At 72.9% G+C, this 16,912-nt stretch carries 14 protein-coding genes; 7 read left to right on the forward strand and 7 right to left on the reverse strand.

The genetic code is table 11. The features are described from left to right. On the forward strand, positions 1-489 hold a 489-nt coding region (locus ACZ4V1_RS30475), incomplete at its 5' end, for a cbb3-type cytochrome c oxidase subunit I (protein WP_468342470.1). Then, entirely contained in the window at positions 486-839 is a 354-nt protein-coding gene (locus tag ACZ4V1_RS30480; protein ID WP_468342473.1) for a hypothetical protein, read from the forward strand. The genes ACZ4V1_RS30475 and ACZ4V1_RS30480, both read left to right, overlap by 4 nt. Here the strand turns inward: ACZ4V1_RS30480 and ACZ4V1_RS30485 are convergent, their stop codons facing one another. Next, the gene (locus ACZ4V1_RS30485; RefSeq protein ID WP_468342476.1) at positions 840-1,508 is read right to left on the reverse strand and encodes a TetR/AcrR family transcriptional regulator; all 669 of its coding nucleotides are present in this window, start codon (positions 1,506-1,508) and stop codon (positions 840-842) included. It abuts the gene before it with no gap. 173 nt (positions 1,509-1,681) lie between these two features. On the opposite strand from ACZ4V1_RS30485, the gene ACZ4V1_RS30490 reads away from it, so the two are divergent. Further along, positions 1,682-2,935 (forward strand): YncE family protein, encoded by a 1,254-nt coding sequence (locus tag ACZ4V1_RS30490; protein WP_468342478.1) that lies wholly within the window; start codon positions 1,682-1,684, stop codon positions 2,933-2,935. A 264-nt stretch (positions 2,936-3,199) separates the two neighbouring features. Here ACZ4V1_RS30490 and ACZ4V1_RS30495 read toward each other — a convergent pair whose 3' ends face one another. From ACZ4V1_RS30495 to ACZ4V1_RS30515, 5 genes are all read right to left on the reverse strand, one after another. After that, the gene (locus ACZ4V1_RS30495; RefSeq protein WP_468342481.1) at positions 3,200-3,700 is read right to left on the reverse strand and encodes a metallophosphoesterase family protein; all 501 of its coding nucleotides are present in this window, start codon (positions 3,698-3,700) and stop codon (positions 3,200-3,202) included. Positions 3,701-3,790: 90 nt separating this feature from the next. Further along, positions 3,791-4,762 carry a dTDP-glucose 4,6-dehydratase gene (gene rfbB, locus ACZ4V1_RS30500; RefSeq protein WP_468342484.1) on the reverse strand — a complete coding sequence of 324 codons (972 nt, stop codon included), beginning with the start codon at positions 4,760-4,762 and terminating at the stop codon, positions 3,791-3,793. Positions 4,763-4,936: 174 nt separating this feature from the next. Continuing rightward, complete coding sequence (locus tag ACZ4V1_RS30505; RefSeq protein ID WP_468342487.1) at positions 4,937-5,116, reverse strand: hypothetical protein; 180 nt, start codon at positions 5,114-5,116, stop codon at positions 4,937-4,939. 86 nt (positions 5,117-5,202) lie between these two features. Next, positions 5,203-5,622, reverse strand: a complete 420-nt coding sequence (locus ACZ4V1_RS30510; protein ID WP_468342490.1) for a CBS domain-containing protein — start codon at positions 5,620-5,622, stop codon at positions 5,203-5,205. A gap of 199 nt (positions 5,623-5,821) precedes the next feature. Further along, complete coding sequence (locus tag ACZ4V1_RS30515; RefSeq protein WP_468342491.1) at positions 5,822-8,272, reverse strand: SpoIIE family protein phosphatase; 2,451 nt, start codon at positions 8,270-8,272, stop codon at positions 5,822-5,824. 933 nt (positions 8,273-9,205) lie between these two features. On the opposite strand from ACZ4V1_RS30515, the gene ACZ4V1_RS30520 reads away from it, so the two are divergent. Further along, a complete protein-coding gene (locus ACZ4V1_RS30520; protein ID WP_468342494.1) occupies positions 9,206-11,356 on the forward strand; it encodes a PP2C family protein-serine/threonine phosphatase in 2,151 nt (716 codons plus the stop codon). A gap of 198 nt (positions 11,357-11,554) precedes the next feature. On the opposite strand, the gene ACZ4V1_RS30525 is transcribed toward ACZ4V1_RS30520, so the two are convergent. Then, positions 11,555-12,940 (reverse strand): S1 family peptidase, encoded by a 1,386-nt coding sequence (locus ACZ4V1_RS30525; protein ID WP_468342497.1) that lies wholly within the window; start codon positions 12,938-12,940, stop codon positions 11,555-11,557. Between the two features lie 568 nt (positions 12,941-13,508). Between ACZ4V1_RS30525 and ACZ4V1_RS30530 the strand changes: the two genes are divergently transcribed. From ACZ4V1_RS30530 to ACZ4V1_RS30540, 3 genes are all read left to right on the forward strand, one after another. Continuing rightward, entirely contained in the window at positions 13,509-13,724 is a 216-nt protein-coding gene (locus tag ACZ4V1_RS30530) for a type A2 lantipeptide (RefSeq protein WP_468342500.1), read from the forward strand. A 161-nt stretch (positions 13,725-13,885) separates the two neighbouring features. Further along, positions 13,886-14,692, forward strand: a complete 807-nt coding sequence (locus ACZ4V1_RS30535; RefSeq protein WP_468342502.1) for a hypothetical protein — start codon at positions 13,886-13,888, stop codon at positions 14,690-14,692. Continuing rightward, positions 14,689-16,911 carry an NHLP family bacteriocin export ABC transporter peptidase/permease/ATPase subunit gene (locus ACZ4V1_RS30540; RefSeq protein WP_468342504.1) on the forward strand — a complete coding sequence of 741 codons (2,223 nt, stop codon included), beginning with the start codon at positions 14,689-14,691 and terminating at the stop codon, positions 16,909-16,911. Before ACZ4V1_RS30535 ends, ACZ4V1_RS30540 begins: the two co-directional genes overlap by 4 nt. Position 16,912: the final 1 nt, after the last annotated feature.

Raw genomic sequence — 16,912 nt, forward strand, 5'->3', positions numbered from 1 at the left:
CACTACGTGGTGTTCGGCACCGTGGTGTTCGCGATGTTCGCGGGCTTCCACTTCTGGTGGCCGAAGTTCACCGGCAAGCTGCTGGACGAGCGCCTGGGCAAGATCACCTTCTGGACGCTGTTCATCGGCTTCCACGGGACCTTCCTGGTCCAGCACTGGCTGGGCGCGAACGGGATGCAGCGCCGGATCCCGGACTATCTGGCGGTGGAGGGCCTGACGGCACTCAACACCGTGTCGAGCGTCTCCTCCTTCCTGCTCGGCATGTCGCTGCTGCCCTTCTTCTACAACGTCTGGAAGACGGCCAAGTACGGCGAGCCGGTCGACGTGGACGACCCGTGGGGCTACGGCCGTTCGCTGGAGTGGGCGACCTCCTGCCCGCCGCCGCGGCACAACTTCCGCACGCTGCCGCGCATCAGGAGTGAGTCCCCCGCCTTCGACCTGCACCACTCCCCCGTCGCGGGCGCGGAGAGGGAGCTGACGGTCCGGTGACCGACAGGGACACCCACCCGGCGACCGCCCGGGCCCTCGTCAACGAGATCGAGGGCCACCTGCTCGTCGCCGCCACTCTCGAGGAGGGGCGGTCGGCCGCGGCTCGGTTCACGGCACCGTTCGACTGGCTGACGGATCATCAGCGCGAGGTGGTGGAACGCCGCTTCGAGGCGGAGTACCTGGCCCTCGCCCGTGACTCCTGGCAGCGCACGGGCGAGCGTGCCGTGCGGCTGCGCGGAGAGTACGAGCACCGGTACCGGGCGCTGCGGCGCCGGCTGCTGATCGGCCTTCTGCTCGGGTGGTGTGCCGTGCTGGGGTGCGCGGGCGCCCTGGTCCTGACACGGGCGTAGTCAGCCCGCCGGGGCCGCCGGGCTCCAGCCCGGGGGGCGGAGGAGGCCCAGGAGCTGGCGGACCAGTTCGTCGACGACCTCGTCCAGGGTCGCGTCCACCCAGCCCGCGCTGTAGTCGTGGAGCAGACCGTTGACGCCGCCGATGAAGGCGGTGGCGGCGAGCCGGTAGTCGCGGGGCGCGGCCTCCCCGCGCGCGACGGCCGACTCGGCCTCGGCGCAGATGAGGCCGACCCAGCGGGCGCGGCGGGCCAGCCGCTGTTCCTCCAGGCGCGGGCTGACGCCGATGATCTCGACGAAGGTGATGCGGACGCGGCGCGGATCGCGGGTGACGTCGGCGGCGTAGGCACGGAAGATCGCGGCGACACGTTCGGGCAGCGGCAGCTCGCGCGCGTCGGCCGCCGCGGCGAGGACGGCTTCCTCGGCCCAGGCGTTGACCTGGAGGTGGAGGGCGGCGAGCACGTCCTCCAGGGTCCGGAACTCCTCGTAGAACTGCCGGGTGGACAGGCCCGCGGCCTCGCTGAGGGCCGCCACGGTCGTGGCGCGGTAGCCGGGGGTGTCGCCGAAGAGCTGGAGCGCGGCGCCGAGGAAGCGACCGCGCCGCTCCGCCTGCCGCTGCGCGGCGGACTTGCCGCCGTAGCGGCCCGTCGGCGCCCTGAGCCTGCCCGCCACCCGCTCCCCCTCCCCCGCCGGCTCCTCACCTCGCGGCCAATTTTGTCGTGTACGCGGTCTTGTGGAAAAGGGCATCCCTTCCTTACTTTGCAGTAAGTTCACTCTGAAAGCGGCTGTGTTCAGAATCTCGCGCTCCACCGCCCCCACCACGCCCACTGCCAGAGGAGAGCAGCATGCCTGCCTTCGGTACCAGGCACCTTTGCGCCGTAGCCGCCGCCCTCGTCCTCACCGTCACGGCCCCCACGACCACCGCCGCGGCCGCCCCGGACTCCCCCGCCGGGCTGCGCGAGGTGATGTTCGTCGGCAACAACTGGGACGGCACCGCCGACGTCATCCGGTCCACCGGCGACTTCGGGAGAATCGGCCGGATCAACGTCATCCCGGACAGGAAGGAGCGGATGGCCGAGATCAACGCCGACCCGATCAAGTGGATCTACTTCCAGGCCATCCGCAACAGCGTCGGCGAGGGGCACGACCAGTTCGTCGACGACATGTACTCGACGCCCGACGGCGGATCGGTGGTCGTCTCCCGGCCGAGCTTCGCCGACGTCGTGTCCATCGACCTGGCCACCGGCGGCGTCGACTGGCGCTTCCCCGTCTCGGGTTACCGCTCCGACCACATGGCGGTCTCCCCCGACGGCACCCGGGTCGCGGTGTCGGCCTCGACCTCCAACACGGTGCACGTCCTGGACATCCGGACGGGCGAGGAACTCGGCTCGTTCGGCACGGGCGACAAACCGCACGAGAACATCTTCACCAGCGACGGCGAGTACATCTGGAACATGTCCATCGGTGAGGTGAACACCGCGCTCGACGCCCCCTGGCTGGACTGGACGAAGGGCGACCGGCGCATCACGGTGGTGGACGCGAGCACGTACGAGCAGGTCAAGGTGATCGACATGCGCGAGCGCCTCGACGCGATCGGCCTCGGGGAGCACTCCGACGCGGTCCGGCCCGCCGTGTTCTCGCCCGACGAGTCGAAGCTGTACTTCCAGGTGTCGTTCTTCAACGGCTTCTTCGAGTACGACATCGCCGCCGACCGGATCACCCGTACGAAGACCCTGCCGAAGAATCCGGCCACCAGCGAGGACCGCACCACCTGGGTCAACGACTCGCGGCACCACGGCATCTCCATGAGCCCGGACGGCACCAAGCTCTGCGTGGCGGGCACGATGGACGACTACGCGACGGTCGTGGACCGCGCGACGCTCCGGGAGGGCCCGCTCGTCCCCGCCGCCAAGCCGTACTGGGCCACGGTCAGCGGCGACGGCACCCACTGCGTGGTCTCCGAGAGCGGGTCCGACCAGGTCACGGCCATCGACTTCGCCACCGGCGAGAAGTCGGTGTCCGTCCCCGTGGGCGACCACCCCCAGCGCGTCCGTCTCGGACAGGTGGCGGCGGACTGGACGGGCCCGTCGGCCGGCTGAGGCGCCGCGCCGCCGCGCCGGACATGTCCTCCGGATTCTCGTGTGTGAGCCCGCCCGGGAGGGGTAGTCGCCCGGCAACGGATGAGGCATGCATGTCCTTGGCACTACTCCCCTCGGAAGGAGGTCCGTGACAGCGCACTCCAGAAGCGCCCGGGCCGCTTCCTCCGACACGGAGCGTCCCGGGCAGCACCGGGCGGCGTCCTCACGGACGCCGCCCGTCTCTCTTCTCCGTCTCCCCCGCCCGGCGCTCGCCGGGGTGATCCCTTACCGGCGCGGCAGCCGGTGCAGCCGGACGTCCGCGAGCCGGCCGTCGGCGACCGCGGCCGTCATGTAGGTGCAGTACGGCTGACGGCGCCGGTCGGTCGGCGAACCGGGGTTGAGCAGGCGCAGGCCGGTGTCGGCGGTGGTGTCCCAGGGGATGTGGCTGTGCCCGAAGACCAGGACGTCGAGGTCGGGGTAGCGGGCGGCGCAGCGTCTCTCCCGTCCCTGGGCGGCGCCCGTCTCGTGGACGACACCGAAGCGCAGACCGCCGAGGTCGGCGTACGCGACCTCGGGCAGCCGGGCCCGCAGTTCGGGTCCGTCGTTGTTGCCGTACACGCCGACGAGTCTGCGGCTGCGGCTCTCGAGCAGGTCGAGGGTGGCGGTGTCGACCCAGTCGCCCGCGTGCAGGACGACGTCGGCCCGGGGAATGTCGGCCAGTAACGGAGCGGGCAGTTCCTTGGCCCGCTTCGGCAGGTGGGTGTCGGACACGAGCAGCAGGCGCACGGTTCCAGGCTAATGGAAGGGGTTTGGGAAGGGTTTGGAAGGGTTTGGGGTGGCTTGCGTCGTGTCCCGGCTGACGACCGCCGGCGGCGCCTATGAGGCGGTGCGCCGCTTGAGCGGCTCCCACCAGGACCGGTTGTCCCGGTACCAGGCGACGGTTGCCGCCAGACCGGCCGTGAAGTCGTGGCGGGGGCGGTAGCCCAGTTCCTCGCGGGCCTTGCTCCAGTCGACGCGATAGCGCAGGTCGTGGCCCTTGCGGTCCTCGACGTGCACGACCCGGTCCCAGCCGGCGCCGCAGGCGTCGAGGAGCAGGCCGGTGAGGTCGCGGTTGCTCAGCTCGGTGCCTCCGCCGATGTTGTACACCTCGCCGGCCCGGCCCCGGGTCCGCACCAGGTCGACGCCCCGGCAGTGGTCGTCGACGTGCAGCCAGTCGCGGATGTTGCGCCCGTCGCCGTAGAGCGGGACCCGCCGGCCGTCGAGGAGGTGGGTGACGAACAGCGGCACGAGCTTCTCGGGGAACTGGTGCGGGCCGTAGTTGTTGGAGCAGCGGGTCACCCGCACGTCCAGCCCGTGGGTGCGGTGGTACGACAGGGCCAGCAGGTCGCCCGAGGCCTTCGAGGCGGAGTACGGGGAGCTCGGGCGCAGCGGGTGCTCCTCGGTGGCCGCGCCGGAGTCGACGGAGCCGTAGACCTCGTCGGTGGAGACGTGCACGAAGGGCCCCACACCGTGGCGCAGGGCCGCGTCCAGCAGGGTCTGGGTGCCGACGACGTTGGTGAGGACGAACCCCGCGGCGTCGTGGATCGAGCGGTCCACGTGGGACTCCGCGGCGAAGTGCACCACCTGGTCTGCCTCTGCCATCAGCTTGTCGACGAGCGCGGCGTCACGGATGTCGCCGTGCACGAAGTCGAGGCGGGGGTGGCCGAGCTCGAGGTTGTCGAGGGTGCCGGCGTAGGTGAGACCGTCCAGCACCGTGATCCTCGGCGGCTGGGGCACGTCGGAGGCGAGGAGCGCCCGGACGTACCGGGAGCCGATGAATCCGGCGGCGCCGGTGACCAGGACGTTCATTGACGGTTCTGTGCCTTGCTGCTCTGTGCCTTGCCCGGTCGGAGGGGACCGGGCCGTGCGGGACTCCTCCGACGTTACCGGCGTGCCCTTCGTGGTCCGCGGCCGACCCCGGACGCGCACCGCGCCGGCACATGGCCGGCGCGCTGGGCGGCTTCCGTCACCCTCGGGGCACGGTCAGTCCTCGCCCCTGACGATGTTCGACTCCTGTCCGGCTTGCGGTGCGCGTGCGACGCTGCCGTCCTCGACGGCCGGTACCCAGGTGCGCATGGCACCTCTGCTCCGCAGGCGGCGCGCCTTGGACCAGCCCGACTCCAGGCGACGGGCAACGGGTTTCTCACTGGTGTCCGGGGTCACGGGGCATCATCTTCCTTCTGCGTCCGGTGCCGTCGCCGTGCGGGTCCCCGGCAGACGCCCCCGCGAAACACCGGCCGCCCATGCCCCTACGGGTTGGGCCGGGCCACGCTGATGTCGCCCAGCGCCGACTCCGGGTCGCGCTCCATGGCCAGGTCACCGAGAGAGACGATGCCGACGGGGCGTCCGTCGTCGACGACCGGGACCCGGCGTACGGAGTGCTCGCGCATCAGCTCGACGGCGTGGTCCAGCTCGTCGTCGGACCGTACGGTCACCACGTCGTCGCTGCATGCTGCGGCCACGGTGGTCTGTTCCGGGTCGCCGCCCTCGGCGACGGACCGGATCACCAGGTCACGGTCGGTGACCAGGCCGCGCAGCTGGTCGCCGTCGGTGACCAGGACGGCGCCGAGGTCGCGGTCGCGCATGAGGCGGGCCACCGCGGTGACGGAGGTCTGCGGCTCCACCGTCACCGGGTCGCCGGTCATGATGTCGCGGACGTGCTGGGTCATTCGTGGTCCCTCATTCCCTCGCTCGCTCGTGGTGTGGCACGTCCGGGTACCCGGCGCGGACGTGCCGGCACCTCGCCGACGGCGCCGGTTCGCGCGCGGTCCGCGCGCGGTCCGCGCGGGGAGGCTGACGCCGCTCGGCGCCGGCGGCCGGTGCCGGTCCGGCACGTCGCCGGGCTCGCCGGCGGTCAGCGGTCAGCGGTCAGCGGCCCAGCTGTATCTCGCTCCAGACCTGTTTGCCCCCGCTGACCGGCAGTGTTCCCCACGTCGCCGACACCGCCTCGACCAGGAGGATGCCGCGCCCGCCCGTCGCCTCCCAGCCGATGCTGGTCGGCTTGGCGGGCGTGCGGGGCGAGGCGTCGGCGACCGCGACCCGCAGCCGGCCGCCGATCAGGGTGAGGTCGAGGCGGACCTTGCCGTCGGTGTGCACCAGGGCGTTGGTGACCAGTTCGGAAACGATCAGGAGGACACCGTCGATGTCGTCGTCCAACCCCCAGGAGCGCAGGGTGCGGCGGGTGAAGCGGCGGGCGTGCCGCACGGCCTCGGGCAGCCGCCACACCGACCAGCTCTCCCGCAGGGGGCGCAGGGCCATGCCGTCGTAGCGTACGAGGAGCAGCGCCACGTCGTCGCTGCGGCGGGCGTTGCCGAGCAGGGCGTCGGCGACGAGCCCCAGGTGGGCGGGGTCGGAGACGGCCAGCGCGTGCGCGAAGCGGTCGATGCCCTCGTCGATGTCGGCGTCGGCGGACTCCACGAGGCCGTCGGTGGTGAGGGCGATGACGGTGCCGGGCCGCAGCCCGAGCGGGCTCATCGGGAAGTCTGCCTGGGTCAGCACGCCGAGGGGCGGGCCGCCTTCCACCTCCACGATCTCCGTCGTGCCGTCGGAGTGGCGCAGCACCGGTGGCGGATGCCCGGCCCGGACGCACCAGGCGGATCCCTCCTCCATGTCGAGGTCGACGTAGACGCAGGTGGCGAAGAGGTCGCTCTCCATGTCCAGCAGCAACCGGTTGGCGTGCGAGACCACCACGTCCGGCGGATGGCCCTCGACGGCGTAGGCGCGCAGGGCCGTACGCATCTGGCCCATGAGGGTGGCGGCACCGGCGCTGTGGCCCTGGACGTCACCGATGACGAGGGCGACGTGGTGGTCGGGCAGCGGGATCACGTCGTACCAGTCGCCACCGAGCTCGAGTCCGGCCGTGCTGGGCAGGTAGCGGGCGACGGCGACCGCGCCGGGCAGTCTGGGCAGGCGGCGCGGCAGCAGCTGGCGCTGGAGCATGCCCACGAGTTCGTGCTCGGCGTCGAAGGCGTGGGCGCGCATCAGGGCCTGCCCGGCGAGACCTGCGGAGGCGGTGAGCAGAGCACGTTCGTCGGGGCCGAAGTCGTGCGGGGTGTCCCACCCGATCAGGCACGCACCGGCCATGCGCCCGCCGGCGGGCAGCGGCAGCACGGCGAGGCCTCCGGGGCCGACGTCGGCGAGGGCGGGTTCCAGGTCACCGGTGCCGGCGGGCCAGATCCGGGCCCGGCCCTCGCGCAGCGCGGCGGCGAGCGTCGGCATGGCCCGCACGGGCGCGTCGGGCCACTCGGTACGCCACTCCAGTCGCCACAGCTCGGGCCAGGACTCGGGTTCGGGCGGGTCCAGGACGGTGACGACGAGCCGGTCGTTCTCCAGCTCGGCCAGTGCGATCCGGTCGGCGCGCAGCGGTCTGCGCAGCGCGGCGACCACGGCCTGGCTGACGTCGCGGACGGTGCCGGCGGTGGCCAGCGCGGCGGCGAGGCGCTGGACGCGGGCCACGTCGGTCACGTCGGGGCGCAGCGTGGAGGCGTCGGCGACGGTGCCGACGAGGCGGGCCGGCCGGCCCTCGCCGCCGGGCAGCAGGCGCCCGCTCAGCCGGAGCCACTTCGGCGGGCCGGTGGGCTGGAGCACCCGGAACTCCAGCTCGCGGTCGCCGATGGACATGTGGTCGGCCTCCGTCACCGACATCAGCGAGGGGAGGTCCTCGGGCACGGTCAGCCCGAGCAGCGTCTCGACCTTGCCGTCGAACTCGCCCGGGGCGAGACCGAACAGGCGCAGGATGTCGTCGCCGATCTCGACCCGGCCGGTGTCCATGGCCAGGGTGAAGGCGCCCGGGTGCAGTTCGTCTCCCTCGCCGGCCACCGCCGGGGCGGGGCAGGTCGCGGCGTCGGCGACCAGTTCGAGGCAGGCACGGTCGTCGCCGTCGAAGCCTTGCGGACGTTCGGTCAGGGCGAGCAGGCACCCGCCGCCGTCCCCGTGCACGGGCACGGGCACGGTGGCGAGGGAGAAGCCGCTCGACGGCACGCGCCGCGACTCGGCCGATCCGGCGAACTCCTCGGGCCCGAGCCAGACCGGCCTCCCGCCGCGGTGGGCGTCGGCGACCGGGGAACCGCCGGCGGCGGGGTAGCTGTCGCGCACGCCGTACAGGGTTCGCGGCACACCGACCGACTCGACCAGGCAGAGCAGCTCTCTGTCCTCGCCGGGCGTGTACAGGGCGGCGAAGGAGGCGCCCGCGAAGACCAGCGCCTGTTCGAGAACGCGGCGCAGCCGCCCGTCCGGCTCAGGGCCGGACGCGATCGCCTTCAGGGCATCCTCGGCACGCAGCGTTCTCGATCCGCGTTCCGCAGCGCCCTCACTGACCACGCCGCCATTACAGCGCTTATGGGACACCTGCGCAGCCCCTGCGGGCGGGGAAGTGGCGAGCAGGGGCGCGAAAGGGGGCTCGCGGGCGCGGTGCGGGGCCCCGCGTGGCTCGGTCGCGGAGGAGTCCGGCGGGCGGCGAGCCCGGCCGCGCTCCGGCACGGTCGCGGGAGAGGCCCCCGCAGCGTCATACGCGCCGCACCCGCGAAACGGGCCGCGGCGCGGCGGCGGTCGGAGGCGGGTTCCCACTCCGGGCCGAGTCTCTGGCCCTGGTCGGGGGTCGGGGGTCGGGGGTCGGTCGCCGGGCCCGAGTCGGGGCGGGCCCTGGTCGAGGGCGGGCCCTGGCCCGAGTCGAGGGGGCCCGGGTCGAGGGGGCCCGGGTCGAGGGGGCCCGGGTCGAGGGCGGGGCCCTGGGCCGAGGGCGGGGCCCGGGTCGAAGGCGGAGCCCTGGGCCGGATCGGAGTCCGGGTCAGGGTTCGAGAGTCGCGGGCGGGGCCAGGGGGCCCGGGGGTTCCAGGGGCCCGAGGGGGCTCGGGCCCCTGGAGCCCCAGCAATCCAGGGGTCTAGGGGACCCACGGGACGCAGGGGACGCCGGGGACCCAGGGGCAGGGGCAGGCCCAGGGGGCGACCCAGGGGGCCCAGAGAGCCCAGAAGACCCAGGGGACCCAAGGAACTTCCCAAGGAACCCCAGGGGACCCAAGGAACCCAAGGAACCCCAGGGGACCCAAGGAACCCCAGGGGCCCCAGGCCCGGGAGCCCCGGGAGCCGGGGGAGCCGGGAGCCGGGGGAGCCCGGCAGGCCGGGTCGGCCCGGGCACAGACGCCCCGCTCCGCGCACCATGGAAAACGTGCCGCTGTGGTGCTCGCCGTGCGCGGCGGGCCCGCGGGGAGGAGATTTGAACCGGGGCCCGGGCTCACCGCGCGGCCGTGCGAGGAGGTGGTCGGCGTGTCCGACGATCGGTCGTCCTCACCGACGCCCCTGGCCACGACGGAATTCGGCGGCCAACCGGTGCTGTCGATGGCGCTGGCCTCGATGATGGAGGCGGTCCACGCGCACTCGGGGGCGGTGTACCTGCTCGGCGCGGATCCCCCGCTACTGGAGATGGCCGTGATGTCGGGGCTGCCGAGGGCCTTCGCGGCGCCCTGGGAGCGAGTGGCGCTGCACGCGCCGATCCCGGTGGCGGACGCGCTGCGCGAACGACGGCTGATCTGGGTCGGCGACGGGGAGGAGATGGCGCGGCGCTACCCTCGCGTCGCCGTCGTCCTGCCCTACCCGTTCGCGTTGGTCGCGCTGCCCGTCGCGACCGAGTCCACGGCGTACGGCGCGATCTTCCTGACCTGGCCCGGTACGCGTCCGGCGGAGCTGTCCGACCGTGAGCGCGAGCAGCTGACGACCGGCTGCAAGCGGCTCGCGCTCCGGCTGGAGCGGGCGGCAGCGGCGAGCCTGCCCGTGCACCCGGAACCCGATCTGCTGGCCGCCCCGGTGGTCGGGGGCGCGCCGGGCACGCTCGGTTCGCTGGAGGCCGTGCGAATGGTGGGGCGCCTGCCGTACGGGCTGTGCTCCCTCGACCTGCACGGACGCGTCGGCTTCGCCAACCCGGCGGCGGCCGAGCTGATGGACGTACCGGTCGGCAGGCTGCTGGGCACTCAGCTGTGGACGTCGGTGCCGTGGCTGAACGACCCGGTGTACGAGGACCGGTACCGGGCCGCGCTGCTCAGCCAGCGAGCCACCTCCTTCGTCGCGCTTCGTCCGCCCGGAGACTGGCTGTCGTTCCGGCTGTACCCGGCCCGGACCGGGCTCAGCGTCCGCATCAGCCGCGCGCGGGGCGTGTCGCGGGCGGGTCCGGCCGAGCCGGTGCCGGACGAGGCCGCCCCGCCCCGGCTGGTGACCATCTCCCAGGTGGTCAGCCTGACGGGCGCGCTGTCCGAGGCGGTCGGCGTGCAGGACGTGGTGCAGCTGATCGCGGACGAGATCGCCCCGACCGTGGGCAGCCAGGGCCTGGTCGTCCTCGGCTCGCGGGCGGGGCGGCTGCACGTCCTGGGACACCGGGGGTATCCGAACCCGTTCGTGGCGGAACGCTTCGACGGCACGCCGCTCACGGAGCGGATCCCCGGGGCCCAGGTCCTGCGCACGGGGGTCCCCGCGTTCTTCGAGTCCTGGGAGCAGCTGGAGCGTTTGTACCCGGCGCGGCGTGGAACGCACGACGGCTTCGCGGCCTGGGCCTTCCTGCCCCTGATCGCCTCCGGGCGGCCGGTGGGCACCTGTGTGCTCGCCTACGAGCGGCCGCACTCGTTCACCACGGAGGAGCGGGCGATCCTGACCAGCCTCGCCGGGCTGGTCGCCCAGGCACTGGACCGGGCCTTGATCTACGACGCGAAACACCGGCTGGCACACGGGCTGCAGGAGGCCCTGCTGCCGCACTCGCTGCCCGAGCTGCCCGGCGTCGAGGCCGCCGCGCGCTATCTGCCGGCCACCCGGGGCATGGACATCGGAGGCGACTTCTACGACCTGGTGCCGGCCCGGCGCACGGCGGCGGCGGTGATCGGGGACGTCCAGGGACACAACGTGACCGCGGCCGGGCTGATGGGACAGGTCCGTACCGCGGTCCGCGCGTACACGGCCGTCGGGCAGACGCCCGAGGAGGTGGTGCGCAGCACCAACCGGCTGCTGATCGACCTGGGGACCGAGCTGTTCGCCAGCGCTCTGTACCTGCGCCTCGACCCGGGGAGCGGGCGGGCGGTGCTGGCCCGCGCGGGACACCCACCGCCGCTGCTGCGCCGTCCGGACGGGCGGGTCGGGGTGCTTGAAGTGCCCGGCGGGCCCTTGCTGGGCATCGACCCCTCGGCCGGGTATCCGTCCACGGAGGTCGCTCTCGCCCCCGGCTCCCTGCTCGCCCTCTACACCGACGGCCTGGTGGAGTCCCCCGACGTCGACTTCGAGGACGCCCTCGCCGACCTGGCGCACCGGCTGTCCGAGGCCGGGAACCTGCCGCTGGACGAGCTCGCCGACCACCTGGTGCGGCACGAGGCGGGCTCGGAGGAACGCATCGACGACATCGCGCTGATGCTGCTGCGAGTTTCGGTCTGACGCGGGGCGCCGGTGCGGCGGGGACGGGGCGTGCGTCCGGTGATGGGGGCGACGCGCGCGGCGCGGGCCGCGGAGCCGTGGTGGGCGGAGCGCGGCGGTCCGGTCCTCCCGCCGGAGGGCCGGACCGCCGGCCTCCGGCCGGTCCCGTGGGGGGCCGGCCGGTGGTTCCGGCCTGTGCCGAGGTGTGGGGCGTCCGGATCAGCCGGTCAGGCCGGAGCCGTCCCCGTTGCCCACGCCCGTGCCGTCACCGGCATCACCGGCGCCCCCGGCACCGGCATCACCGGCACCGGTACCGTCGCCGGTGTCACCGACGCCGTCGCCGGCCTGCCCGCCGCCTGCCTCGCCACCACCGCCGACGGCGTCGCCGCCCCCGGCCTCTTCCTCGCCGGCCTCTTCCCCGCCGGCCGGGTCACCGGCGCCGGCCTCCTCGCCGCCGGCCCCGTCACCCGCGCCGCCCGCCGCGTCGCCGCCCAGAGTGGCGCCGACGGCCTCCAGAGCCGTGGTGACCGGCTGGAAGAAGGTCTCGCCGCCGACCGCGCAGTCGCCGCTGCCGCCCGAGGTCAGGCCTATCGCGAGGCCGTCCTGGGTGAAGAGGGAGCCGCCGCTGTCACCGGGTTCGGCGCACACGTCGGTCTGGATGAGGCCGGTGACCGTCCCCTCGGGGTAGTTGACGGTGGCGTCCAGGCCCAGGACCTGGCCGTCGGCCAGCCCGGTCGTACTGCCCATGCGGAAGACCTGCTGACCGACCGTCGCCTCCGCGGCCTGGCTGATCCCGATGGTCTGGTCCCCCAGGTTGACCTCGCTCGGCGCCTCGGTCGCCGGGTCGTCGTACTTGACGAGTGCGAAGTCGCCCTCGCCCGGGAAGACCGCCTGGTCGACGGTGGCGATCGGCTGCCCGCCCTGCGCGTCGGACCACTGCTCGTCCGCGACGCCGCAGTGACCGGCCGTCAGGAAGGCGGGCGAGCCGTCGCCCGCGGTGACGTTGAAGCCGAGTGAGCAGCGCGCGCCGCCGCCGAAGATGGCGTCGCCGCCCGACACGAAGGTCTTGAAGGTGCCCGGGGACTTCTTGATGGTCGCCATGCCGGAGCCCAGGCTGTCGACGGTGGACTCCAGCCGGTCCCACTTGGCGCCGGTGACGGTGCTGTCCGCGGTCACGAGGATCTTGTTGGTGCGCGGATCGATCGCCCACGACGTGCCCGGGATGGTCGCCTCTGACTTCAGCGTCCGCGCGCCGGTGCGCAGTTCGCCCATGCTGTTGTCGACCTCGCGGACCTCCGCGCCCGCCTTCTTCGCCTGGACGATGACCTGGTTGTCGTCGCCGGGTACGACGTTGACGACGAGCTGCTGCTCGCCGGCGTCGTAGTACGACCCGGCGAAGGCGTCGCCGAGCAGGCCGGCCAGCTGCGAGGCGAGGTCCGACGCGTCCCCCGCCTTCAGGGTCCTCGGCGCCGCCGCGGCGTCGTCCGAGGACCCGCCGTCCTGCGAGGCGTTGGCGTTCGGCAGCAGGATGGCGGCCGCGCCGAGCGCCACCACACCGCCTGCCGCCATCGCGGCCCTGCGCTTCGGAATTCGCTTGTGACTCAACCTTCTCGACCTCCTGGGACGGGGTCCGTGCCGCCGGTCCGGCAGCTGTTGGGGGGCGCCTGGATGGCTGTTGGTACGCACGGGCCGGACGGGCCGTTCAATCGCACCGGATCGACACCCTCCGTATTCGGTCGACAACGTTCTGTTCCGCTCACGTAACGGAATGCCTGCTTCAGTGAATCTGCACATCGAATGCCCAACCCGGTCATCCTCGTTGGATGTTCTGCACAAATACGAAGCGCCCCGCACGTCTTTGGGGCGGGTGTGTCGGATTCGCCTCCGTACGTGCAAGGGGTCGCACGGACCGATGTGGCGCCGCTTGTGAAGAAGTCGCCCCGAAGGCGTGCGCGCACCTGCACCGTTGGGCGCCTAGGCCGCGCAAGTGCCCTGGTGGGACGGGTTGATTGATTGGAAGCACGGACCGGCCGCGTGCTTTGATCCATCGCACCGCGGGGGCCGCGGAGGGCTCCGGAAAGGGGCGCCCGGCGCCTGCGGTCGCGGCCGTCATCTGTCCCCAGAGGGGGCCGCTCCCCCCTTGTGAAATGGCTATACGAAGGGAAGTTCCATCATGAACTCCACCCCCCAGGTTGAGACCGTCGAGATCTCCGACGCCGACCTCGACAACGTCTCCGGCGGTCTGTCCGTGAACGCCGTCGGCACCGTCACCGGCCTGGTGGACGGCATCGCCCCGGTCTCGGGCCTGGTCAACACGGCCGTCGGCACCGTCGAGGGTGCCACCGGCCTGAACACGGCCCCGGTCACCAACCTGGTCGCCGGTCTCTGATCGCGCTCATGTGCCGCTGAGTCCCGGAGCCATCCAGGCTCCGGGGCTTTTCGGCCGTTCTTCCGCTCCTCCGCTCTTCCGCTCTTCCGCTCTTCCGCTCTTCCGCTCTTCCGCGGCATCTTCTCCGCGGCTGCGCCGGGAAACTCTGGGATACGTCCGACGTGCAGTTCCGCCGACAGGCCCTCGCAAAACTCCAGTCACCGGAGGAGCTCGACCTTCCGGTGCGTTTCGCCCGCCCGCAGGGCTGGCTGGTGCTGTCCGTGACCGTGGTCGCGATGGCCGCCGCGTCCGTGTGGGCGGTGAGCGGCTCGGTGGCCTCCACGGTCAGCGCGCCCGCGATCCTCACGCACGGCCAGGGCAGCTACCTCCTGCAGAGCCCGGTCTCCGGCCAGGTCACCGCCGTCCTCGCGGGTCAGGGCGAGCGGCTCGCCGCCGACGCCCCCGTGCTGAAGGTACGTACGAGCGAGGGCGAGACCGTGGTCCGCACGGTCGACGCCGGCCGGATCAGCGCGCTCGCCGCCACCGTGGGGCAGATCATCCAGACCGGCGCGAACGTCGCCTCCGTCGAGAAGGTCGCCCATGCCGGCGATCCTCTCTACGCCACCGTCTACGTCCCCGCCGAGAACGCCGCCGCCATCCCCGCGCACGCCTCCGTCGACCTGACCGTCCAGTCGGTGCCGACCCAGCAGTACGGCGTGCTGCACGGGGAGGTGAAGTCCGTCGACCGCTCGGTGCAGTCGGCGCAGACGATCGCCGCGTTCCTCGGCGACAGCCAGCTCGGCGAGCAGTTCACCAAGGAGGGCAGGCCGGTGGCCGTGACGGTCCGGCTGGACACCTCGAAGTCCACGAAGAGCGGATACGAGTGGTCGTCCGCGGACGGACCGCCGTTCGGCCTGACCTCCATGACGCCGGCCACGGGTTCCATCCGGCTGTCCGACCAGCGTCCCGTCGATTGGCTGCTGCCGTGAGCACCGCACAGGAGACCCGGGGCAGACGCCGCGCCGCCCCGCCGAAGCGCAGGGTACCCAAGAGCCGCGGGAAGACCGTCCGCACCCCCACCGTGCTCCAGATGGAGGCGGTGGAGTGCGGCGCCGCCTCCCTCGCGATGGTCCTCGCCCACCACGGCCGGCACGTCCCGCTGGAAGAGCTGCGCATCGCCTGCGGCGTCTCGCGCGACGGCTCGCGCGCCAGCAACCTCCTGAAGGCGGCGCGCGGCTACGGCCTCACCGCCAAGGGCATGCAGATGGACCTGGCCGCCCTCGCCGAGGTGACGGCGCCGGCCATCCTGTTCTGGGAGTTCAACCACTACGTCGTCTACGACGGCATGGGGCGCCGCTTCGGCCGCCGCGGGGTGTTCGTCAACGACCCGGGCAAGGGCCGCCGCTTCGTGTCCCTAGAGGACTTCGACGGTTCCTTCACCGGGGTCGTCCTGACCATGGAGCCGGGCGAGGACTTCACCCGCGGCGGCCGCAAGCCGGGGGTGCTCGGCGCGATGCCGGCCCGGCTGCGCGGCACCGCGGGCACGCTGCCCGCCGCCGTGCTGGCGAGCCTGCTGCTGGTGGCGGTGGGGGCCGCGGTACCCGCGCTCAGCCGCACCTACATCGACATGTTCCTGATCGGCGGGCAGACCTCGCTGCTCGGCGTCCTGTTCGCGTCGATGGGGGCCTGCGTACTGCTCACCATCGTGCTGACCTGGCTCCAGCAGGCGAACCTGCTGCACGGCCGCATCATCTCCTCCACCCTCTCCAGCGCCCGCTTCCTGCGACACCTGCTGCGGCTGCCGGTGACCTTCTTCTCCCAGCGCAGTCCGGCCGACCTGGTGCAGCGCCTCCAGTCGAACGACGCCGTCGCCGAGACACTGGCCCGCGACCTCGCCGCCGCGGGCGTCGACGCGATCGTGGTCGTCCTGTACGCGGTGCTGCTGTACACGTACGACCCGCAGCTCACCTTCGTCGGGATCGGCGTGGCGCTGCTCAACATCCTCGCGATGCGGATCGTCATCCGGCTGCGCGCGACCCGCACGGCGAAACTTCGGGCGGACACGGCTCGGCTGACGAACACCGCGTACACCGGCCTCCAGCTCATCGAGACGATGAAGGCGACCGGCGGCGAGGACGGCTACTTCCGCAAGTGGGCGGGGCAGCACGCCACCACCCTGGAGGAGCAGCAGCGGCTCGGGGTGCCGAGCGCCTGGCTGGGTGTGGTCGCGCCGACCCTCGCGACGCTCAACAGCGGTCTGATCCTGTGGATCGGCGGTATGCGCGCGGTCGAGGGGCACATCTCGGTCGGTCTGCTGGTCGCCTTCCAGGCGCTGGTGGTCCGCTTCACGGCCCCGCTGACCCGGCTGAACGGTGTCGCGGGCCGCATCCAGGACTTCGCGGCCGACGTGGCGCGGCTGAAGGACGTGGAGAACTTCCGGGCCGACCCGCTCCACGACCGTCCCGGCGGGATCGACTCCACCCGCCGGCTGCACGGCCACGTCGAGCTGCAGAACGTCTCCTTCGGCTACAACCCGCTCGACAAGCCCCTGCTCACCGGCTTCGACCTGAGCGTCGGCCCGGGGCAGCAGGTGGCCCTGGTCGGCGGCTCGGGCAGCGGCAAGTCCACCGTGTCCCGGCTGATCTCGGGGCTGTACGCCCCGTGGGACGGCGTGATCCGCATCGACGGGCAGCGGCTCGAGGACATCCCGCGCGGGGCGCTGGCGTCCTCCGTCTCCTTCGTCGACCAGGACGTGTTCCTCTTCGAGGGCTCCGTACGCGACAACGTGGCGCTGTGGGACCCGTCGGTCCCGGACGACGCGGTGGTGGACGCCCTGCGGGACGCCGCGCTGTACGACGTGGTGATGCGCCGCCCGGGCGGCGTCCACAGCCGGGTCGAGCAGGACGGCCGGAACTTCTCCGGCGGGCAGCGCCAGCGCCTGGAGATCGCCCGCGCCCTGGTGCGCCGGCCCAGCATCCTGGTCCTCGACGAGGTGACCAGCGCCCTGGACGCGGAGACCGAGCTGCTGGTCATGGACAACCTGCGACGGCGCGGCTGCGCCTGCGTGGTGATCGCGCACCGGCTCAGCACCGTGCGGGACAGCGACGAGATCGTCGTGCTCCAGCACGGCACCGTCGTGGAGCGCGGACGGCACGAGGAACTGGTCGCGCACGGCGGCGCCTACGCGGCGCTGGTCAGGGAGCGTTGAG

The sequence above is a fragment of the Streptomyces sp. NPDC028991 genome (assembly GCF_055564775.1).

Bases quoted from the DNA above. Each gene is read 5' to 3' on its own strand.
- ACZ4V1_RS30490 (WP_468342478.1), top strand. From the start codon at position 1,682: ATGCCTGCCTTCGGTACCAGGCACCTTTGCGCCGTAGCCGCCGCCCTC.
- rfbB (WP_468342484.1), bottom strand. From the start codon at position 4,762: ATGAACGTCCTGGTCACCGGCGCCGCCGGATTCATCGGCTCCCGGTAC.
- ACZ4V1_RS30510 (WP_468342490.1), bottom strand. From the start codon at position 5,622: ATGACCCAGCACGTCCGCGACATCATGACCGGCGACCCGGTGACGGTG.
- ACZ4V1_RS30530 (WP_468342500.1), top strand. From the start codon at position 13,509: ATGAACTCCACCCCCCAGGTTGAGACCGTCGAGATCTCCGACGCCGAC.